Annotated in this window: 21 protein-coding genes and 1 pseudogene; 10 read left to right on the top strand and 12 right to left on the bottom strand. The window is 49.4% G+C overall.

The features are described from left to right. A complete protein-coding gene (gene yjgA / locus HUE57_RS10885) occupies window positions 1–519 on the top strand; it encodes a ribosome biogenesis factor YjgA (protein WP_078484498.1) in 519 nt (172 codons plus the stop codon). A 28-nt stretch (window positions 520–547) separates the two neighbouring features. Here yjgA and HUE57_RS10880 read toward each other — a convergent pair whose 3' ends face one another. Together HUE57_RS10880 and HUE57_RS10875 are read right to left on the bottom strand one after the other, a co-directional pair. Continuing rightward, a complete protein-coding gene (locus HUE57_RS10880; protein ID WP_078484497.1) occupies window positions 548–1,834 on the bottom strand; it encodes a hypothetical protein in 1,287 nt (428 codons plus the stop codon). 150 nt (window positions 1,835–1,984) lie between these two features. After that, a complete protein-coding gene (locus HUE57_RS10875; RefSeq protein ID WP_174673171.1) occupies window positions 1,985–2,551 on the bottom strand; it encodes a sensor histidine kinase in 567 nt (188 codons plus the stop codon). A 33-nt stretch (window positions 2,552–2,584) separates the two neighbouring features. On the opposite strand from HUE57_RS10875, the gene HUE57_RS10870 reads away from it, so the two are divergent. Next, entirely contained in the window at window positions 2,585–2,884 is a 300-nt protein-coding gene (locus HUE57_RS10870) for a hypothetical protein (protein ID WP_174673170.1), read from the top strand. Here the strand turns inward: HUE57_RS10870 and HUE57_RS10865 are convergent. Then, window positions 2,806–3,723, bottom strand: coding sequence for a histidine kinase dimerization/phospho-acceptor domain-containing protein (locus HUE57_RS10865; RefSeq protein ID WP_174673169.1), 918 nt, complete (start codon window positions 3,721–3,723; stop codon window positions 2,806–2,808). The genes HUE57_RS10870 and HUE57_RS10865 overlap by 79 nt on opposite strands. Window positions 3,724–3,855: 132 nt before the next feature. Further along, complete coding sequence (locus HUE57_RS10860) at window positions 3,856–4,569, bottom strand: substrate-binding periplasmic protein (protein WP_172840407.1); 714 nt, start codon at window positions 4,567–4,569, stop codon at window positions 3,856–3,858. A 198-nt stretch (window positions 4,570–4,767) separates the two neighbouring features. Here HUE57_RS10860 and HUE57_RS10855 point away from each other — a divergent pair, with 198 nt between their 5' ends. Further along, a complete protein-coding gene (locus HUE57_RS10855) occupies window positions 4,768–5,955 on the top strand; it encodes a GNAT family N-acetyltransferase (RefSeq protein WP_174673168.1) in 1,188 nt (395 codons plus the stop codon). Here the strand turns inward: HUE57_RS10855 and HUE57_RS10850 are convergent. Next, the gene (locus tag HUE57_RS10850) at window positions 5,909–6,553 is read right to left on the bottom strand and encodes a flagellar brake protein (RefSeq protein ID WP_078484224.1); all 645 of its coding nucleotides are present in this window, start codon (window positions 6,551–6,553) and stop codon (window positions 5,909–5,911) included. The genes HUE57_RS10855 and HUE57_RS10850 overlap by 47 nt on opposite strands. Window positions 6,554–6,671: 118 nt before the next feature. On the opposite strand from HUE57_RS10850, the gene aat reads away from it, so the two are divergent. From aat to HUE57_RS10835, 3 genes are all read left to right on the top strand, one after another. Beyond that, entirely contained in the window at window positions 6,672–7,403 is a 732-nt protein-coding gene (gene aat, locus HUE57_RS10845; protein WP_078484225.1) for a leucyl/phenylalanyl-tRNA--protein transferase, read from the top strand. Then, entirely contained in the window at window positions 7,400–8,116 is a 717-nt protein-coding gene (locus tag HUE57_RS10840; protein ID WP_078484226.1) for an arginyltransferase, read from the top strand. Before aat ends, HUE57_RS10840 begins: the two co-directional genes overlap by 4 nt. A 100-nt stretch (window positions 8,117–8,216) precedes the next feature. Beyond that, complete coding sequence (locus HUE57_RS10835) at window positions 8,217–8,873, top strand: response regulator (protein WP_078484227.1); 657 nt, start codon at window positions 8,217–8,219, stop codon at window positions 8,871–8,873. 133 nt (window positions 8,874–9,006) lie between these two features. Here the strand turns inward: HUE57_RS10835 and HUE57_RS10830 are convergent, their stop codons facing one another. Continuing rightward, on the bottom strand, window positions 9,007–9,300 hold the full coding sequence (locus HUE57_RS10830; protein WP_174673167.1) for a response regulator: 294 nt from the start codon (window positions 9,298–9,300) through the stop codon (window positions 9,007–9,009). Between the two features lie 4 nt (window positions 9,301–9,304). Then, window positions 9,305–10,045 (bottom strand): sensor histidine kinase, encoded by a 741-nt coding sequence (locus tag HUE57_RS10825; RefSeq protein ID WP_174673166.1) that lies wholly within the window; start codon window positions 10,043–10,045, stop codon window positions 9,305–9,307. A 288-nt stretch (window positions 10,046–10,333) separates the two neighbouring features. On the opposite strand from HUE57_RS10825, the gene HUE57_RS10820 reads away from it, so the two are divergent. Then, window positions 10,334–10,528, top strand: a complete 195-nt coding sequence (locus tag HUE57_RS10820; protein ID WP_174673165.1) for a hypothetical protein — start codon at window positions 10,334–10,336, stop codon at window positions 10,526–10,528. A gap of 421 nt (window positions 10,529–10,949) precedes the next feature. Here HUE57_RS10820 and HUE57_RS10815 read toward each other — a convergent pair whose 3' ends face one another. After that, the gene (locus HUE57_RS10815) at window positions 10,950–11,426 is read right to left on the bottom strand and encodes a TonB-dependent receptor domain-containing protein (protein WP_272902037.1); all 477 of its coding nucleotides are present in this window, start codon (window positions 11,424–11,426) and stop codon (window positions 10,950–10,952) included. Between the two features lie 9 nt (window positions 11,427–11,435). Then, window positions 11,436–12,989 (bottom strand): TonB-dependent receptor, encoded by a 1,554-nt coding sequence (locus HUE57_RS10810; protein WP_174673163.1) that lies wholly within the window; start codon window positions 12,987–12,989, stop codon window positions 11,436–11,438. Between the two features lie 314 nt (window positions 12,990–13,303). Here HUE57_RS10810 and HUE57_RS19640 point away from each other — a divergent pair, with 314 nt between their 5' ends. From HUE57_RS19640 to HUE57_RS10800, 3 genes are all read left to right on the top strand, one after another. Next, a complete protein-coding gene (locus tag HUE57_RS19640; protein WP_272901956.1) occupies window positions 13,304–13,432 on the top strand; it encodes a hypothetical protein in 129 nt (42 codons plus the stop codon). Window positions 13,433–13,803: 371 nt separating this feature from the next. Beyond that, window positions 13,804–14,022: a rhodanese-like domain-containing protein gene (locus HUE57_RS10805; RefSeq protein WP_174673162.1), complete on the top strand. Its 219-nt coding sequence runs from the start codon at window positions 13,804–13,806 to the stop codon at window positions 14,020–14,022. A gap of 282 nt (window positions 14,023–14,304) precedes the next feature. After that, window positions 14,305–14,457 (top strand): hypothetical protein, encoded by a 153-nt coding sequence (locus HUE57_RS10800; protein ID WP_174673161.1) that lies wholly within the window; start codon window positions 14,305–14,307, stop codon window positions 14,455–14,457. Between the two features lie 1,036 nt (window positions 14,458–15,493). Here the strand turns inward: HUE57_RS10800 and HUE57_RS10795 are convergent. From HUE57_RS10795 to HUE57_RS10785, 3 genes and pseudogenes are all read right to left on the bottom strand, one after another. After that, a complete protein-coding gene (locus HUE57_RS10795; protein WP_174673160.1) occupies window positions 15,494–15,757 on the bottom strand; it encodes a hypothetical protein in 264 nt (87 codons plus the stop codon). Between the two features lie 123 nt (window positions 15,758–15,880). Beyond that, entirely contained in the window at window positions 15,881–16,045 is a 165-nt protein-coding gene (locus tag HUE57_RS10790) for a hypothetical protein (RefSeq protein ID WP_174673159.1), read from the bottom strand. Window positions 16,046–16,640: 595 nt separating this feature from the next. Next, window positions 16,641–17,813, bottom strand: a pseudogene (locus tag HUE57_RS10785) (IS3 family transposase). Window positions 17,814–18,404 lie beyond the last annotated feature (591 nt).

Here is an 18,404-nt window from a genome sequence, read left to right as displayed (position 1 = left end):
ATGTCAGAGAATGAAGAGCCGATAGAAGACGATGAGATTGAGCTGGTCAGCAAGACCCAGCTCAAGCGCGAGAGTCTTGCCCTGCGCGATCTGGGCGCAACACTGGTTGCGCTTTCAGACCAGCAACTCAAACGTATGCCGCTGCCTGAGAACATCGCTGCGGCTGTCAGTGAGGCGCGCCGCATCAAGAAACACGGCGCACTGAAACGCCAGCTGCAGTATCTCGGCAAGCTGCTGCGTCATAGTGACCCCGAACCGATTCGTCTCGCCCTGGAGCGTCTTGAGGAGGGACACATCGAGGATCGTGCCCGCTTCCACCGCATCGAGCAGTGGCGTGATCGTCTACTCAGTGAAGGTGATAGTGCGCTTGGCGAGCTAGTGGCGGAGCACCCTGCTGTTGACCGCCAACATCTGCGTCAATTACTGCGCAAGGCGGAGAAGGAGCGCAAGGCGGAAAAACCACCCGCGACTGCACGGGTGATTTTTAAGTATCTACGACAACTGATCGCAACGGACTAGTTACAATCGACCGAGGCGCAATTCCTGGCTAGTTAACCACCTGAATCGTTACCACATCGGCGGCTACTACCGGATAACTGATGGTTCCGCCGTGTAACCGCTTGCGCACGATGACGTTGTTTCCATCATATGCCTCCAGCCGCCCTTTGTGGATCTCTCCATCAGCCATGTTGAGGGTAATGCGCCAATCGATATATTGAGTCAACTCAGCCAGGCCTATGGTGCGAACGGTTTTGCGTTTTTTAACCGCAGCCTCGATCTCCTTCTGGCGTGCGGCCTCCTCCGCCTCCACACGATGCTTCTCCAGCGTCTTCTCATCGAGCCAGCCAAGCTCCTCTTCGGTGATCAGCGTGCCGTTGATCGTAATCTCCATGCCGAGCATCGCGATCGCCTGACGCGGTGTATAAAGCGCCAACCCGGTAAAGTCTGTTCCCACTGCAGGGTATGTAGCAATCGATAGCGTGCCACCTTTGAGCATGAAGTTACGATAGGTTTTAACCGCATTCTCAGAGAAATTGGCTCCCATCTCCTCAGCCAGTAGTGCAATGTGGCGATCGACATAGGCCTCAACCTCTCCGCCACCTTTAGCTGCGCAGAAGGCGTTACGGCTCTTGGCATAACCATGATCGTTAAAATCGAGTCGCAGACGATTGACCTGCGGCCCCACCATGCCCATTGCCACACCGGCCATCGCATTGGGGTCCATCTGGAACTGGGTGTTTACCTCAAAGCTATAGAGCCCATCACTGTTGCCATTGAGATCGATAGTGAAGGTGTTATCCGACTCATCGAACTCAAACTGCATCTCGACATTACTCACCAGCTCGCTATAGCCCATCTGCTGCAACTCAGCCACACCAAAGGAGCGTACATCGCCACAACCGAGTGCATCCATTGATGTCTGAGGCTCAACGCCACTGGCCGCCTCGGCCTGTGCCTGCATCTGCGCCATAGAACGCAGCAGATCGCTATCGAGATCGAGTTTGAGATCGGTCAACGACATGCCGAGTAGCTCAGGCATCTTGCCCTCATTAACCCGTTTGCTGACATCGAGGAAGTAGAGAATGTTAGGAGCCTTGAGCCGCAGTTCAGCCAGCTCAATCACATCGGGTGCCATTTTCGGTTGAATAACAACCTTATTAAGACCTACCTCGCCACGGAGGTCTGTATGAACAGATTCATATTTGATATCAACGAAGGGAGCCACACCGGCAATCGCCTCATCGACCTTACTCTTGAAGTCGTACCAGAGGTAACCCTTTACCCCCCCGTAAGCAAGCAGTGGCAACATCAGTATGGTGATCAGAATACGCATTGATCAGATCCTTTGGCGATAGCGTTATTATGAGAGATGAGGACTTCACTCCCTGATACAGAGTGTTTATACCCTAGTGCCAAATGGTGCTCAAGAAAGGTTAAATTTAATCTATACGAATCACGCTCAGAGAGAAGCTATAAACCACTATCAATCCTTTTCAGGTTGATCGAGCGGAATGGTGAAATAGAAACGGCTACCCTCACCCATCCGACTCTCTAGCCCGATCGATCCCCCCATCATTTCGACAAAGCGTTTGCAGATCGCAAGACCAAGACCAGTCCCGCCATATTTTCTCGATGAGGAGGCATCAACCTGGGTAAACGCTTCAAATAGCTTCGCCTGCTTCTCTTTCGGAATGCCGATACCACTATCGGTAACGGTAAAACGCAGCGAACTCTCCACTTCTGGATCAACCTCGACCGAGAGTAGTACCTCACCCTGTTCGGTAAACTTGAAAGCGTTATTAATCAGATTGATCAAAATCTGACGCAACCGCTTCTCATCAGCGGTAATGACATCATCAACGGAAGCATCAACCGTATAGTTCAGCTCAATCCCTTTACCCTCGACCTGAAGTTCAAACAGCTTGAGCAGACCATCCAACATGCTCTTCAGATCAAACGGCTGGTTGACCAGTTCCAGCGTACCGGATTCGATCTTGGAGAAGTCGAGCAGCTCCTCGATCAACGCCATCAGGTTTTCACAATTGCGCACGATCACATCGGAATAGTCCGGGAGTCGCTATTTTTGCGAAAGTTTGTTTTGGGCATCCAAGCCCAAGCAAACAGCAAAAACTTCACGCGACCGTTTATGCCTGCGGCGCCCCGACCGTCCTGCGTTCGTTGCGTAATCACCTCTTCGCGGCTCTACACAACTCCCTCAGTGACTCTACGCCGACATAAAGCCGCTGCTGCATCTTCTCCGTCGTTCGCTCGCGCTCTCAACTACGAATATACAGACGGCGTCGACTATCGGGGACTAACCGCCCTCACTTCGCTCTCCATGGCGGTCAGCGGATGTTGCTTCGCACTCAGCTCAGACTTCTGAATAAAACGCGCCATACCGTAGATACTGGTCATGGGGGTGCGCATCTCATGACTGATATTGGAGATAAAGTCTGATTTGATATCGTTCGCCTTCTCCGCTGCCCGTTGCGCCGCAATTCTTTGCTTGTTTTCCAACTCCAGTTCCCTGGTGCGTTGAGCCACCTCAATCTCAAGATTTTCATTCAGAAAATCGAGATCATCTCTCGCCTGCTGCAGTTTTAATAACATCTGATTAAAGGAGCCCTGCAGAACGGTCAGTTCATTCTCATTGCGATGCAGGGGATCAATAGCGATAGGCTCAAGATTATCGAGCGTTATCATCTCTGTCTGTCTCGCCAACTCCTTGAGCGGTCTGGATAAGATACGCCGTACAAAAAATATAAAGATAATCAGCAACACGGCCATTTTCACAAACGAGTTGATCAGAATGAGAACAAAGCCCTCCTTTACCCGCTCAAATATCAGAGCAGAACTGGAGTAGATCGTCCCTTTTCCCAGCGATATAACAACACCATTTCGATCGGTATGTTTGATCTCAAACTCACAGCTGATCGGCTGACTAAAAGTACCCGAGCGAACAATCTCGCTTATACCTTTACCACTATATTCAATATGGGCTGCACCATCTGCCTCTATACCCCCAATCCCTCTTATCGTATCTCGATCATCGATCTTAACCCCAGTCACTACAGGTAACTGGTAGATACCGGCCATAATCGAACGAATACTCTTTTCGTTGAAGGTCCAGAGGGCATTGCCCAAACTTGCACTATAGGTATCGGGAATTAATGCGAGCTCTTCACTCAGCTGGGCGTGAACGCGTTGGTATTCGATCACCATCTGAATCGACGCCACAACCAGCGTAAATAAAACATAGAGCCCAAAGATGACTCTAAAGAGTTGGCTCGCTATTGAGCGTTTAAAAGAGAATAGAGAGAGGTTCATTGTGCAGCGTCGAATCTAACCGCTCGCCTAATGCCCATTTTCAAGTTTGAGCAGGGCCTGTTTTCGAATCGCTGAGATCCGCCCCGATTGCTGCATCTGCTGAAGAACTTGATCAAGTTTCGGCACCAGGCTTGCGTGTCTTTTGTGAAGATAGTGATAGAGCTGATACTCCTGTATCGCTGGCTTCAGCGCATGCACCGAATCTATCTCTATATCTGAGAGGGTTTTGAGTCCATTGGCATGTGCTGCAATAACAACTTCAACACGCTCGGCGTCCAGCATTTTAAACAGCTGCTCATTGGTCTCCACCAGTGTTCGCTGCATTCCCTCCGTGCCACGTTCAGCAAATTTGATACCGATTTGAATGCCCAGATGGTAACGCTTCAGACTCTCCCAGCCTGAGATCGGTATCTGCTCCACCTTGCTAAAGGCGATTCCCTGCAACACATTAATCGCTGTCGGCACCGGAATCAGATTGGTATAACGCTTCTCAACATTGGCAATGCGGAAAACCTCACCATCCACTCGGCCAGTGTCGGCTGTTCGCAGTGCACGCTCACCAGGAAGTGGGCGGTATTCGACCGTTATCCCTAGTTTTTGGTATGCCTCTTCTAAAACCTGCAGACTGATGTCGGTATTCACCGAACCCTCAATTCCAGAGAAGACGAGAGTCTGTTGCGCATAACCAAAGGGCGTTATCAGCAACAACACTGAAAGATAGAAACTACGCAACTTATGCATGGTCATCCGTTCCCCTGTAATTAATGATTACTATCGCAGTATCACCTGCCCATGAATCAATCGTAGATTACTACGAAGAGAAGCGATAATTACCCTATAAAACACCCTGTTATGGTTTGGCTTCAACGTCGCATTAATGTATTTTCCGATCTCACTTGCAGCACGCAATAGATAACCACATAGCGAGTAGATGATCAGATGCAGCGCGTTATCCATAGCTCTATTGATGAGATCGACGCCCAGGCCTGGAACGCACTGACCGGCTCTAGCGACCCCTTCTTGCAACATGCCTTTCTTTCGGCACTTGAGCATAACAACTGCGTTGGCGATCGCTTTGGCTGGCTACCTCATCATATTGCCCTCTACAACGACCAGCAGAGACTGGTCGCGGCCACACCGCTCTACCTGAAGGACAACTCCTATGGCGAGTTTGTCTTTGACTGGAGCTGGGCGGATGCATGGAAACGTGCCGGTCACGACTACTACCCCAAGCTGGTCTCATCGATCCCCTATACACCCGCAACGGGCGCTCGACTACTGACTGGAGATGCGACGAATCGTAACGAGCTGCGTAATCACCTCATTGATCACACCGTTGAACTGGCGACGTCCTTAGAGACCTCATCCCTACACCTGCTCTTCCCAACAGAGGATGAAACATCGCAGCTGGAAGAGAAAGGCCTACTCAAACGCATCGGTTGTCAGTTCCACTGGAACAATCACAACTTCAGTGATTTTGATGATTTTCTGCAGCGCTTCAGTGCCAGCAAACGGAAAAAACTGCGTCGTGAGCGTCGGCACGTCATTGAAGCGGGCATTGAATTTCAGGTACTACACGGAGATGAGATCAGCGACGATTTGTGGCCACAGATTCACCACTTCTACGCCTCAACCTTCCACGAGAAGGGAGGTATTCCAACACTGAACGAGGCCTTCTTTCGTGAGGTAGGACGTGGATTGGGGCGCAAGATGGTCGTTATTCTGGCAATACGTTCGGGCAAAATCATCGCAGGTGCCATCTGCTTTCGAAGCGATGATACGCTCTACGGTCGCCACTGGGGCACACTCGAGAACCACCATAGCCTCCACTTCGAGACCTGTCTCTACCAGGGGATCGACTACTGCATTCAACATGATCTGAAGCGTTTTGAGCCGGGGGCACAGGGTGAACATAAGGTGGCACGTGGTTTTGAACCGACCGAGACCCTGTCGGCCCACTGGATCGCTGATCCACAGTTTCGCGAAATGATTGACCGTTATCTACAACAGGAACGAGCGATGATGGGGAGTATATCGACGACATGCGTGATCGCCTGCCGTTTAAGCAACATAGCGGGAGCTAACCACCGCGCCCATTGGCGAGTTGTTCAAAGACGTAACCGTTGATAAAGAGGCTCTGGTGCTGATCGAGCTTACCAAACTCCAATCCATACTGAACGCGGCGCTTACCCTCTTGATTCTCGAAAATCTTGCTATTACGAATTACACCCGCGATACGTAGCTTCTCACGCATACCGCTGAAGGTGAGCGGCATCGTTAACGAAAGGATATCCTCTTTCTCACCAAGGTGTGTCTGGGCCACCAACATGCAGCCCGAGGCGCTCAGGTCGAGTAGTCGCACACCATCCTCACCGACTGCCACACCACCCTTGGCAACCCTGACCTCAATATTGGTTTCAGCCCGCTGTGCCTTGCGTATCTTCACCGCTTCAATCTTCTCGGGATAGCGCAGATGAAGGTAGTCGTAGGGTGTATTATTGAGCCCCATCACCACCGTCGAAAAGGCGTAGATATCGCTTGCCCCCATGTAACGAACCGCCACATGGTCACCTGCCTTCAGGGTAAAGGGCTTCTCTTCACTCTGGGGCGTAGTCACGACAAGACTCTTGCCAGCCAAATATCCGATCAGCGTCACTTCTCCACGCGGCGCATCATTATCACCTATCAATTGGAGCTGAACCGTAGCGCCAATATCAATTTTCATTTCAGTTAGCTTTGCCAAGCTTCACACCCTAGTGGCTGTCACTTCTGTCTTAGATATAATCAGGTTATAGGCAATATATAAATATCTTGTTACCCATTGCGCAACCCGACGAATTGTAATGATAGAACTGCCCTGGATCGATCCATCTGATGAAGAGTGTCACTTCCCGGATGTCAGCCAAGCACTGCTAGAGCCAGACGGGCTGCTCGCCTTTGGCGGCAACCTGAACCAGCGCTGCCTGCTCAAGGCCTATCGTCACGGCATTTTCCCCTGGTACAACGAGGGCGAGCCAATCCTCTGGTGGTCTCCAGACCCACGCACCGTGCTCTTCCCTGATGAGCTAAAGATCTCTCGCTCACTAAAAAAGACCCTGCGCAAGGCCCCTTTTCAGATCACCCTGGACCGTGCTTTCAACAGCGTAATGGCTGGATGCGCCGAACCCCGTAAAGACCAGAGCGGCACCTGGATCGATGAGAAGATGGGCCTCGCCTATCAAAATCTGCACAGAAACGGACATGCCCACTCGGTTGAGGCGTGGCAGGATGGTGAGCTGGTCGGCGGACTCTACGGTGTTGCCATCGGCAAGGTCTTCTTCGGCGAATCGATGTTCAGCCGTGCCACCGATGCCTCCAAGGTTGCCACCGCCCATCTGGTCAAACAGCTGATCGCCTGGGATTTTAAGCTCATCGACTGTCAGGTCTACACGGATCACCTGGCCAGCCTGGGTGCCCGAGAGATCAGGCGCGAGCAGTTCACCACTCTTCTTAACCAGTGGTGCGACTACCCCAACCCCCCCACCAGTTGGCCGCTAGAGATCGACGTCCCCTGCGAACAGACTATCAGCCTATGAGCAACGGCATCGACCTAAACTCTCTCGCCTTCTTCGCCAGTCAGGAACACGACTGTAGCTATCTGGATGATCACGTTGCCAGAACGCTGTTTGCCGACCCGGAGGCAGCGCTGACTCCCGCTATCTACGATAAACTGATTGAACTCGGTTTTCGCCGCAGTGGTGATCACCTCTACCGCCCACAATGCCCTGAGTGCGATGCCTGCTGGTCGGCACGAATTCCTGTGGCCCAATACACGCCAAAACGCAGTGATCGACGCATTGTTAAACTCAACAGCGATCTCACAGTAACTCGAGCTGAGGCCAGTTTTGATGAAGAGCACTTCGCGCTCTACAGCCGCTACCTCAATGCACGCCATCCCGATGGCAGTATGGCCGAGAGCAGCAGTGAGGAGTACATCAACTTTCTGACCAGCAACTGGAGTGAGACCCAATTCAACGAATTTCGCCTGTACGGAAAACTACTCGCAGTCGCAGTGACTGACCGCGTTGCCAACGGCCTCTCTGCCGTTTACACATTCTTCGATCCTGAAGAGGGCAAACGGAGCCTCGGGAAATATGCCATTCAGTGGCAGATTGAAGCGTGCATAAAAGAGCAACTAACCTACCTCTACCTCGGCTACTGGATCGAGAACTGCCAGAAGATGGCGTACAAGGGTGATTACAGACCACTCGAATACTTCAGAGCAAACCTCTGGCATGAACTATCCTAACTACCGACCTGATTCGCACTCTTCAAACCAACCATAAGTATGATTTTGGAAAAAACAGTTCGTGCTAACATTTATAAAAATGGATTAGCGAGTACGTGATATGGAAATTTTAATCGTCGATGACCATCAGCTTTTCCTCGATGGACTGCGTCATATTCTGGCCAAACTCAATAGTAATGTCGTCATTACCGAATCGAACTGCGCCGAGGATGCGATTACCATTCTAGATAGCAGTCAGAGTTTCGACCTGGTACTGATCGATCTCAATTTGCCCGGTATGGATGGCATGTCGATTCTGCAGCGCATGCATGAACGCCGCAGCCTGAACTCGATCATTGTGCTCTCGGCTGAAGAGCACCCAAACACGATCAAAGCGGCACTCGAGATTGGGGCCTTGGGTTTTATTCCAAAATCCCATAGTAGCAAGGAGATGCTGAGCGCCCTGCAGGCGGTGCTGGACGGTGAGATTTATGTACCGGAGGGGATACAGAAGCAGATCGACAACCTCACAACCACTCGTCCTCCCAAGGCGGCTGAGAACAACAGCCAACTGAAGGCGAGTGGTACTACCAAGCGTCAATATGACGTGCTGTTACTCCTGTCGAAGGGGTACTCGAACAAACAGATCAGCGCCTCACTCTTTCTCACCGAGCACACCGTCAAGACGCATATCAGCGCACTGTTTAACGCCTTAAGCGCACAGAACCGCACTGAGTGTGTGCAGTTGGCACAACACCAGGGCATCATTCCCAGTTAATCTGGATTCACTCACTCCGAAAGCGATTGGTGTATGACTGTTCTCAGTCGCGCTGGCTGTACCGGTTTCAACAGCAGCTGATAGCCCGTCGACTCAGTAAACTCCGCCTGATCGGGTATCGAATCGCCCGTTATCAATATCCCCGGAATAGAGTTGTCATACCGTTCCTTAAACTATCGAGCACCTCTACACCCGTCATCTCATCACTCAAGCGAAGATCTGATATCAGCACATCAGGTATTGAATCGCTTCGTTCAACGCTAGTCAGTGCATCATCTAGTGATTCAGCGATTATCACCCGACACCCCCATTTAGTCAGCAGCTCCTCCATCGCATCGAGTACATCATGGTCATCATCCACGACCAGCAGCACCCGGCCCGCTAGATCCCAACTGTGCTGAACGCCCTGCTCCGCCTCAGTGACCATCGACTCACTGCCCTCGGGCAGCTCGATAGAAGACGCTTCCCCGCCCCACTCTCGATCTCACACTAATAGGAAGAGCCAACAGATCACAGAGGCGCTTAACGATAGCCAATCCCAGCCCCAACCCCTCGCTTCGATTGCGTCGGGCATTATTCAACTGGTGGAACTCGTCAAAGATCACCTCCTGATCCTGTTCAGGGATACCAATACCGCTATCCCAAACCTGTAACAGAATCTTCTCACCACGTTTACGACAGGTGAGCAGAACGCCTCCCTTCTCCGTATAGAAAAGAGCATTACTGATCAGATTGCGCACTATCCGCTCTAACAACAATCGATCGGTCACAACTGCGCCACAACTGTTTCTAAATGAGAGCCGTAGCCCCTTATCTTTTGCCTCTGTCTCAAACTCTTCAGACAGCTGCTTCATCAGCTTATCAATATCAAAGTGACTCATCTCTGCCGTGATCTCATTGGCATCGAGTCGGGAGACGTCGAGTAGCGCATCAAAGAGGTTGCGCAGCGCTTCTAATGAAGAGTCAACCTTGGTTAATAGCCGTTGACGTTCACTCTCACTCGTCGTCTCCTTGAGTACATCAAAGAGCAGTGTCATTGAATGGAGTGGCTGACGAAGGTCGTGACTGGCTGCGGCAAGGAAGCGCGACTTGGCAATGGCCGCCTGATTCGCCTCTTCTGTTTTAACCTGTAGCGCTTCAGTCATTGCATCGCTGTTATGCCGTAACAACATCTCTGAGCGGATCGTTCCATTTAACTTTTGTTCAGCGTTATGGCCGCCAGCAGATACCAGAGCATCAGAAACGCTAGCGAAACATGCGCCACACTTCCCTCTATCAATAGCTTGATAACCACCGCAGAGATCGTAGGAATGGCAAGAAGTAGAACGATTTTGGCGTGTAGGCGCCGAACATGACTGAACCGATACCAAAACTAATCAGCAGGGTGAAAATAAACACCTGATGTGCAGCCGAATTGTCGACATAAAACAGAATCGGGGAGTCGCTATTTTTGCGGAAGCATGTTTTGGGCATCAAGCCCAAGCAAGCGGCAAATACTTAACGCGACCGTTTATGCCTACGGCGCCCCGACGTCCTGCGTTCGTTGCGTAATCACCTCTTCGCGGCTCTACACAACTCCCTCACTGACTCTACGCCGACATAAAGCCGCTGCTGCATCTTCTCCGTCGTTCGCTCACGCTCTCAACTACGAATAGGCAGACGGCGTCGACTATCGGGGACTAACCGCCCTCACTTCGCTCTCCATGGCGGTCAGCGAAGGCGTCGACGACCATAGGAGGGCAGAAGCCAACGCGGTCAGTGACATTCGATCACTCCATAGCTTCGCACTCTCCACGTCACTTCGCTACTTTCATGAGCGTACGGCAATCAGATAACGAATCACAACGACACATGAGACCAAAACAGCCATACCAACAGCGTAACGGCGTCGAAATGCGGCCACATCACCACAACTACAATGACGGGAATAAGAGTAGCCGTGAATACACCGGGTTTTGCTGCACTACTATAGACCTCATCCAGCGCCTCCTTGGTGAACTTTCCTCCAACCTCGCCTGTTCAATAGAGTTCTCTTCATCAACATCTTTCCCTGTCGATACACCTCTTTTCATAAACTCAGAAACGGTATTCAAGGCTGGCTCCAAAATGACGAGGTTCTCCCCAGAAACGAGTGGTTCCGACAATCGGATCGACGCGGACTATCGATCTTGCGTAGAGCTCATCGGTAAGATTATTTACAAACAGCGACAGCGACCAGCGCTCTTTCTGCCCCCGAATATCCATACCGATATCGAGCACCCCATGCCCCTCCTGCATTACTGCTTCATCGTGGTAGGGGCTAAAGTAGACCCTGGAACGATAGCGGTAATTTGCACTCACACCCGTTTTGACACCCTGGTCATGCAACCAGTGGTAGGAGAGGCCCAAATTTAGCGCCAGATTGGGAGAGTCAGGGAGCGGGTCGCCGGAACGATCGGGATCATCAAGTGGATTATTAGGATCAACCGTCGAGAAGGCGTCGTAGTGGGCATCCAGCGCAACAACGCCAATATCGAAAACCAGTCTTGGAGTCATACTGTAGTTTAGATTCAGATCGACACCTCAAACCGAGGCTCGTGCTGCGTTACTGATCAGTGGCGTGGTGCCCGCCGGCGCACCGGCTGGAATAGTAAAGAGCTGAATATCTTCGTAATCGTAGTAGAAGATCGAGGCGTGACCATTCAGACGGCGTCCTGTAGCTGCCCGGCTAACCCCCATTTCGTAAGCCCATAGATACTCTGGCTCATAGGCCGATTGAATCGATGCCGCATTGAAGCCGCCCGCTTTATAACCACGAACAGCCTTGGCATAGAAGCGATTGTTACTCAGATCATTATGCTCGATCGATAGTTCGGGAAGCAGCGCCAACCAGGCATCGCTATCGCGATTACTGAGCAGACTGCTCCCCATCGGGCTGACCAGGAGCTTATCCTGATCAACCTCTCGGCTATCGTAACGATAGCTCAGACCGAAACGTGCCCAGGAGCGTGCCTCGACCCGGTAGGCCAATTCACCGAACAACGCCGCCGACCACTCATTAAGATCACCACTACCCTGTGACAGCGAAGCCAGCGCTGGCAGATCGACATCGAAGCCGAGACGTTTCTCACTGTTGTGCAGGTAGAGCCCCGCCAACCATCTGAACCGTTCGACATCCGAAGAGCTGAAGCGTAGCTCCTGACTCAATGCCTCACTACGCAAGGCACGAATACTTGATGCAAAATCGACCTCGGTGCCATGGAGCTCTTCATTCGAATCGACAACGAGCCTCTGATAACCGGTCGTTGCATGGAGTTTAACCGGGCCAAAATCGCGCTTTACTCTGAAGCTGTATATATCCCGTTCAGTGTCCTGATACTCACGTGTATCATGCATCACCTCACGTGGATTATCGGGTACCGTGCCTCCGAGCAGAATGCCGCCATTGACACCTGAATCGGTATCGGGCTGCTTACCGCAACCGTGTGCATCATCGACACGTTCCGTCTCCATGCTCAGCATCAGGTCCCAGCCATCTTCCGGCCAGAATCGCAACTTACCTCGCCACGCATAGCTCTCCTGATTATCAACCTCGTTACCAAGATAGAGGTTCTTCGTATAACCGTCCCGTTGGATAGCCGTACCAGCAACACGAACCGACCAGTCACCACCCAGCGGTTGGTTATAAGCCCCACTAACTCGCCTCTGGCCATAGTCGCCAAGAAGCAGATCGACAAAGCCATTAATGTAGGGATCGGGGTCACGACTCACAATCGACAGGGCACCACCGATGGTTCCGTAGCCCTGCGCCACGCTGCTAGGGCCCTTCTGCAGTCCGATACTCTTGACATCATAGAGACTGCGTGGTGACCACATGCCGCCATTGAGATAGATACCATCGACATAATTACCAACACCCGACTCGGATGCGGATGAGAGAGTGCTGCCAACGCCCCGAATCACAACATTACCGAAACCGCCTCCCTGCATCAGTGACATGCCGGGCATCGCTCTCTGGATTTCACTGGTATGGTCGATATTTTCCCTACCGAGATCATCGGCATACAAATACTCATTCACGTGAGATGGGGGTGAATCATCATCGTCCCACTGCGAAGGGGTAACAATGATTGTCACCGGGTTATGTTCTTCGTAACCCGCCCAGACATCAGTCAACAGCACCGGCCCAGCAGGGTTATCCATATTTTTATTTTACCAAGACTCCTCTCGATCAATTTATTATTGTTATCAGCCATCTACAAACAAGCTTTACAATGACATCATATCTGCACTCCCTTACAAAGAGAAATTATTAGAGCCATTCTTAAAATTCATACTTTTGTCTAATACTCAGACACTCAACCTTCTTCTACGATGTCACTGCAGAACAACACCTCGCATATCTCTATGCCAGGTTGAACACAACAATCGCAATCAAGGAGGATTCACCCATGAAGACAATCGTACTTATTCTCACCACCCTGCTACTACCCTCACTTACCTACGCACACTGCCCCGACACACTCAACGCCGACCAGTACACCGAGTGCATAACCATCGAGGGCTGGAGCAATCTATGAAGACTGGAAAGCAGAATTTGAAAACGGCAGCCAGAGCGAGACCACCAATAAAACCAGAACCGGTACAGACGAAATAAACAGCACAGAGCTACCATCCAATAAAACAACCTCACTCGGTCTCTACGTCAAATCCAAAGATATCTACAAACTTCTTCAGAAAAATCGATCGAATTCACTCTTCGTCGATGTCAGAACACGCGCAGAGGTCGAATTTGTAGGCTTTCCGGTTATTGCCGACGTCAACATTCCCTATCTGATAAACGACTTCTCCAGCTGGGATGACGACAGAGGGCACTTTCAAAAGAGGCCAACAGCAACTTCTCGCTGGCACTGGAAAACTCACTAAAAGATAAGGGACTGACTAAAATGACATGATAGTCGTCATCTGCCGCTCTGGAAAACGTAGCGCGAAGGCAATCCATCTTCTGCACAAGATGGGCTACACAAACGTCTACTCGGTCATTGATGGCTTTGAAAGTGACAAAAGCAAGGTGCTTGCCGACAACGGACAGCGCACTGTCAATGGATGGAAAAATAACGGCCTACCCTGGACCTATGCACTAAATGAAAACAAGATGCACTTTGAATAACTGGTCGGATCGGAGATAAAAAACTCTCTAATATTAGAAACAATTGCTCTCTGGCACCTATCTTCCTGCCTATCTTCGTTATATGCCAACCACTTAATTTGATTCTAATATATAAAATTTCCCAATGAAAACCAAAGGAATTTCATAGAGAGGATATTTTTACTTTAAAACCGTTAAATAGGGAATTATCAGGGTCTAATAACGCTCCCATTTTAGTAAAGACTTTGTAGGATTTATTAGATGATTCACGAATGAAAAGAAACGACCGGGGAGTCGCTATTTTTGCGGAAGCATGTTTTGGGCATCCAAGCCCAAGCAAGCGGCAAATACTTAACGCGACGTTTATGCCTACGGCGCCCCGACGTCCTGCGTTCGTTGCGTAATCACCTCTTCGCGGCTCTACACAACTCCCTCACTGACTCTACGCCGACATAAAGCCGTGCTGCATCTTCTCCGTCGTTCGCTCACGCCTCAACTACGAATATGCAGACGGCGTCGACTATCGGGGACTAACCGCCCTCACTTCGCTCTCCATGGCGGTCAGCGAAAGTAATACCGCAACCTAAAACATAGTCTTTTCTATAGAGACAAGATCATAACCCTTTTCTATATACGAACTAATAGTCTCCTCACAAACACAAACACCGTGTTTAGGGTGCTTATATAATTTAGTGACTTTGATTAGACCATCCATACTTACAACTCCATTTATAATATAACGTCGCCTTCAGCGTAGCAGGAGCATTAGCAACTGCATCCGCTGGAAGGCCTAGTTATGACATTTACAATTCAATTTTATGGAAAGCCTTGAGGAATTCCTTTTCCCCTGCTCATACTTCACGTGAGAAGCATGGTTAAGCGGCCGCTTTTCTTCTTCAATGAATAAGCGGGGTCAGATGAAATATAACCCTTCCTTTGTGTAATTCTGGCCGCTTCGTTCGGATAATTGAGGTCGGTGAAATAACTCTCTGCCTATCACTCGTAGCGTCATGAGATAAGGGCGGTACTCTTTATATGACTTTTATAAATCCTTTGTAAGGTGGCTGCTTATCCTCTGGTCACGTGGCTAAACTAACTATGCCACTACACAAGAATGGAGTATCAAGAGCTAAGTTTCAATCTGACCCCACTTATTACATTATATAGAACACGGTTTTAATGGATCATCTCCTTCTAACGACCAAGCGAACCGGCGGCGCAACCGTCCGGGTTGCGCGCCTTGTTATGTGTATACTCCCACTTACGCACCGTCAGCTAGCCTCTTTAAACTTTCGCAAAATAGCTCCAGAGGCATACCCCTTCTCCAATCATCCGATCGTCATATAGATAGCTTTGGCCTATTTCTACTCCCGGATTCCGCACGAAAAAAATAACAGCGCCATTTCTATCTCTATTATCGCCACCATGCGAACGCTGACCGCCATGGAGAGCGAAGTGAGGGCGGTTAGTCCCGATAGTCGACGCCGTCTGCCTATTCGTAGTTGAGAGCGCGAGCGGACGACGAAGAAGATGCAGCAGCGGCTTTATGTCGGCGTAGAGTCACTGAGGGAGTTGTGTAGAGCCGCGAAGAGGTGATTACGCAGCGTACGCAGGACGGTCGGGGCGCCGTAGGCATAAACGGTCGCGTTAGTATTTGCCGCTTGCTTGGGCTTGGATGCCCAAAACAAGCTTCCGCAAAATAGCGACTCCCGGAAAAATCAGACTTTACGAGTCGATCACCGATATTAATATTCAATTTTGAATCCAGGTCTCGTCGCACAATATCCTCAATATAGGCTGCGTTGAGGCTATCTGCTTCTTTCCGAAATATCACAATAACGACAACAGTAGTTTTGTTGATTTTTCGTCTATAGTGAGGTCATTCCATTGGTTTTTCCTTATATCCAATTTCTTGGTCTGAGGATGAGTGAATTATCCTTTCACCGATTGGCTCCCCAAATTGAGATACGGCCCAAGCAACAATCGCTACAGCCAAACAGAAACCAAACCCAAAGCCAATTCCGTTCAGGTATGCTTTAATCATCGTTATCTTTCCTTATACACATAACGTTTTTCTAAGGGGCGCGGAGCCGTTCATCGCGAAGCGTCCCAGTGAGCGACAGCGAACGACTTGAGCTTATTGTTATGTATTTTTGCATACACCACCAATATTTATTATCTCTCCAATATGTAAAGATCCCATACGAATTGTTGAGTAGCCAAATTTTGGTGTAAATGTAACATTGGCACGATAACTCGCATCATCATCGAACTCTAAATTAATATACTCATCCGCATCTACCCAAGAACCTATTTCAGGTTTTTAAAGTATTGCTCCATTGGGCTAGCAATTGCTGCGATTTTTCGGGTTCACATTTATTAATGATGCCACCTACTTCGTAACTTATTTTAATTAGGTGGCTATTATTAATACTAGAAACTAGATCTTCTACATCCGGTTCACCACATCCCTGCAGCATAAAAGTTAAAGATGTAATGATTAGTGCTCGCATAGAGTTACTCATGACACATAACGATTTGCTAAGCCGACGCCGTAGCGGGACGTGTTTTGTGCTATTTAGCACAAAACACGTCCCGGAAGCGGTGATCTTCACCCGATAAATCGGACACGCTTATTTTCACGCAACCATCCGCTCATAATAAGCTGGTGGCATATACCCAATCCCCGAATGCATTCTTCGGTGATTATAGAATTGATTGATATAGCTGTTTAGTGAAAACCGTAATTTAACATCATGATCGAAGTGCGATCCACGAATCAGTTCTGCCTTTAATGTGTGAAAAATGATTCCATGTGTCCATTATCTGTGCAGTAGCCAGGACGGTTTACACTGTGTCGGATTTCATGCCTTTTAACTCATTTCTGAATCGATGTGCTGTGTACTCAATCCCTCGATCTGTATGAAATATCATTCCCTTCTCTGGCTCCCTGTCCCTGAGTGCATGCCTTAGCGCTTTAAGCGTGAGATTGGTTGTTCTATCTCGACCTAAAGACCACCCAATAATTCGACGGCTAAATACATCCATTACTGTGGCCAAATATCGCCATGCGCCTTTTACCTTCAAGTAGGTAACATCTCCAACCCACACTTGATTGATCTTGTCTGGGTTCGGCGCAAGCCGTTTCAGGTTTTCACCCTCAGCTTTAAATCGTTTTAATCCAGGCTGTCGTCGCGTAACTTTAACGACTCGGCCAACCACGCCATTATCTCGCATCAGGCGCTCAACACGCTTCTTGCCGATGCGAACGCCTTGATTGCGCAGTGTCTGATGTATTCTTGGGCTGCCATAGACGCCGCGATTCTGACGATGAATTTTCACGATCTTTCTGGTCAGGTACGCATCTTCCTTTGTTCTTTCAGCCGCTGGGCGTTTGCACCAGTCATAATAGCCACTGCGGGACACGCCCAGCCACTCGCACATGTACTTTACTCCGAGTTTCCGGTTTCTCTGGATGAATCGATATCGTTCTGATGTTCTTCCGCAAGAAACCGTTGCCACTTTTAGCAGATCATTCTCCTGCTTGAGTCGGGCAACCTCCTTTTTCAGCTTCTTCATCTTATCCAGCTCAGAAGCTTCTCGGCGAATACTGGTCACCTTTTTCTCTTATTTGCCACAATCACACCTTCTCGATACTCTTTTCGCCATCGTGACAGCATAAACGGATGGATGTCGAGCGTGTCAGCAACCTCTTTAACCTGAACTCCTTCCAGAAAACTTAGCTGGACAGCTTTTACCTTGAATTCATCTGTGTAGCGCCACGTCTTTCGTGGGTTATTGTATTTTGGCATTAAACACCCCTTCAGTTAGAAGTTGGTGTCCGTTTTATCGGGGATGTTCAGGGTCGGCTTGAGCTGATTGTTAGATGCATTTGTCACTGACCTTGCTCCCATATTTCTTTCGACTTCCACCCGTATAGATAGAGTGCTATGTATTGTGGCAGTAGAAGGAAGTTGCCAGCATAATCTTTGCCAATACATCCGTAGTAAGTAGCGACAATTCAGACCCAACAGAAAGAACCACCCCAGTCCATGCACGCCAACTGCAAGAGAAAGCACGAATATTATTTTCCATTGTTCTTTAGATAGGAACCTCTTTTTAAATGAAAAGCCATATACACCGTATATTGTAAAGGTGTAAACAATGACTTTAACAATAGTTACTAAATCCATTTCTGATGTAAGAGTCTCTTCAGAATTGGTGGTCGAAGCAACATACCCGAAACCTGCAGCAACATATAGCAACAACAGCAGCCAGAAATATAGTTTCCAATATTTACTATTTATTCCTTATGCATCTAACAGTTAATTATGTGGACGACACATATAATGCGTTATGTAGCCGGCTCGTATAATTGTATTATGCCGCCAATTGTTCTCATC

Source organism: Candidatus Reidiella endopervernicosa (assembly GCF_013343005.1).
Lineage (GTDB): Bacteria > Pseudomonadota > Gammaproteobacteria.
Note: the sequence above shows the minus strand (reverse complement) of the source record. Positions and strands in the feature narration are given on the sequence as shown.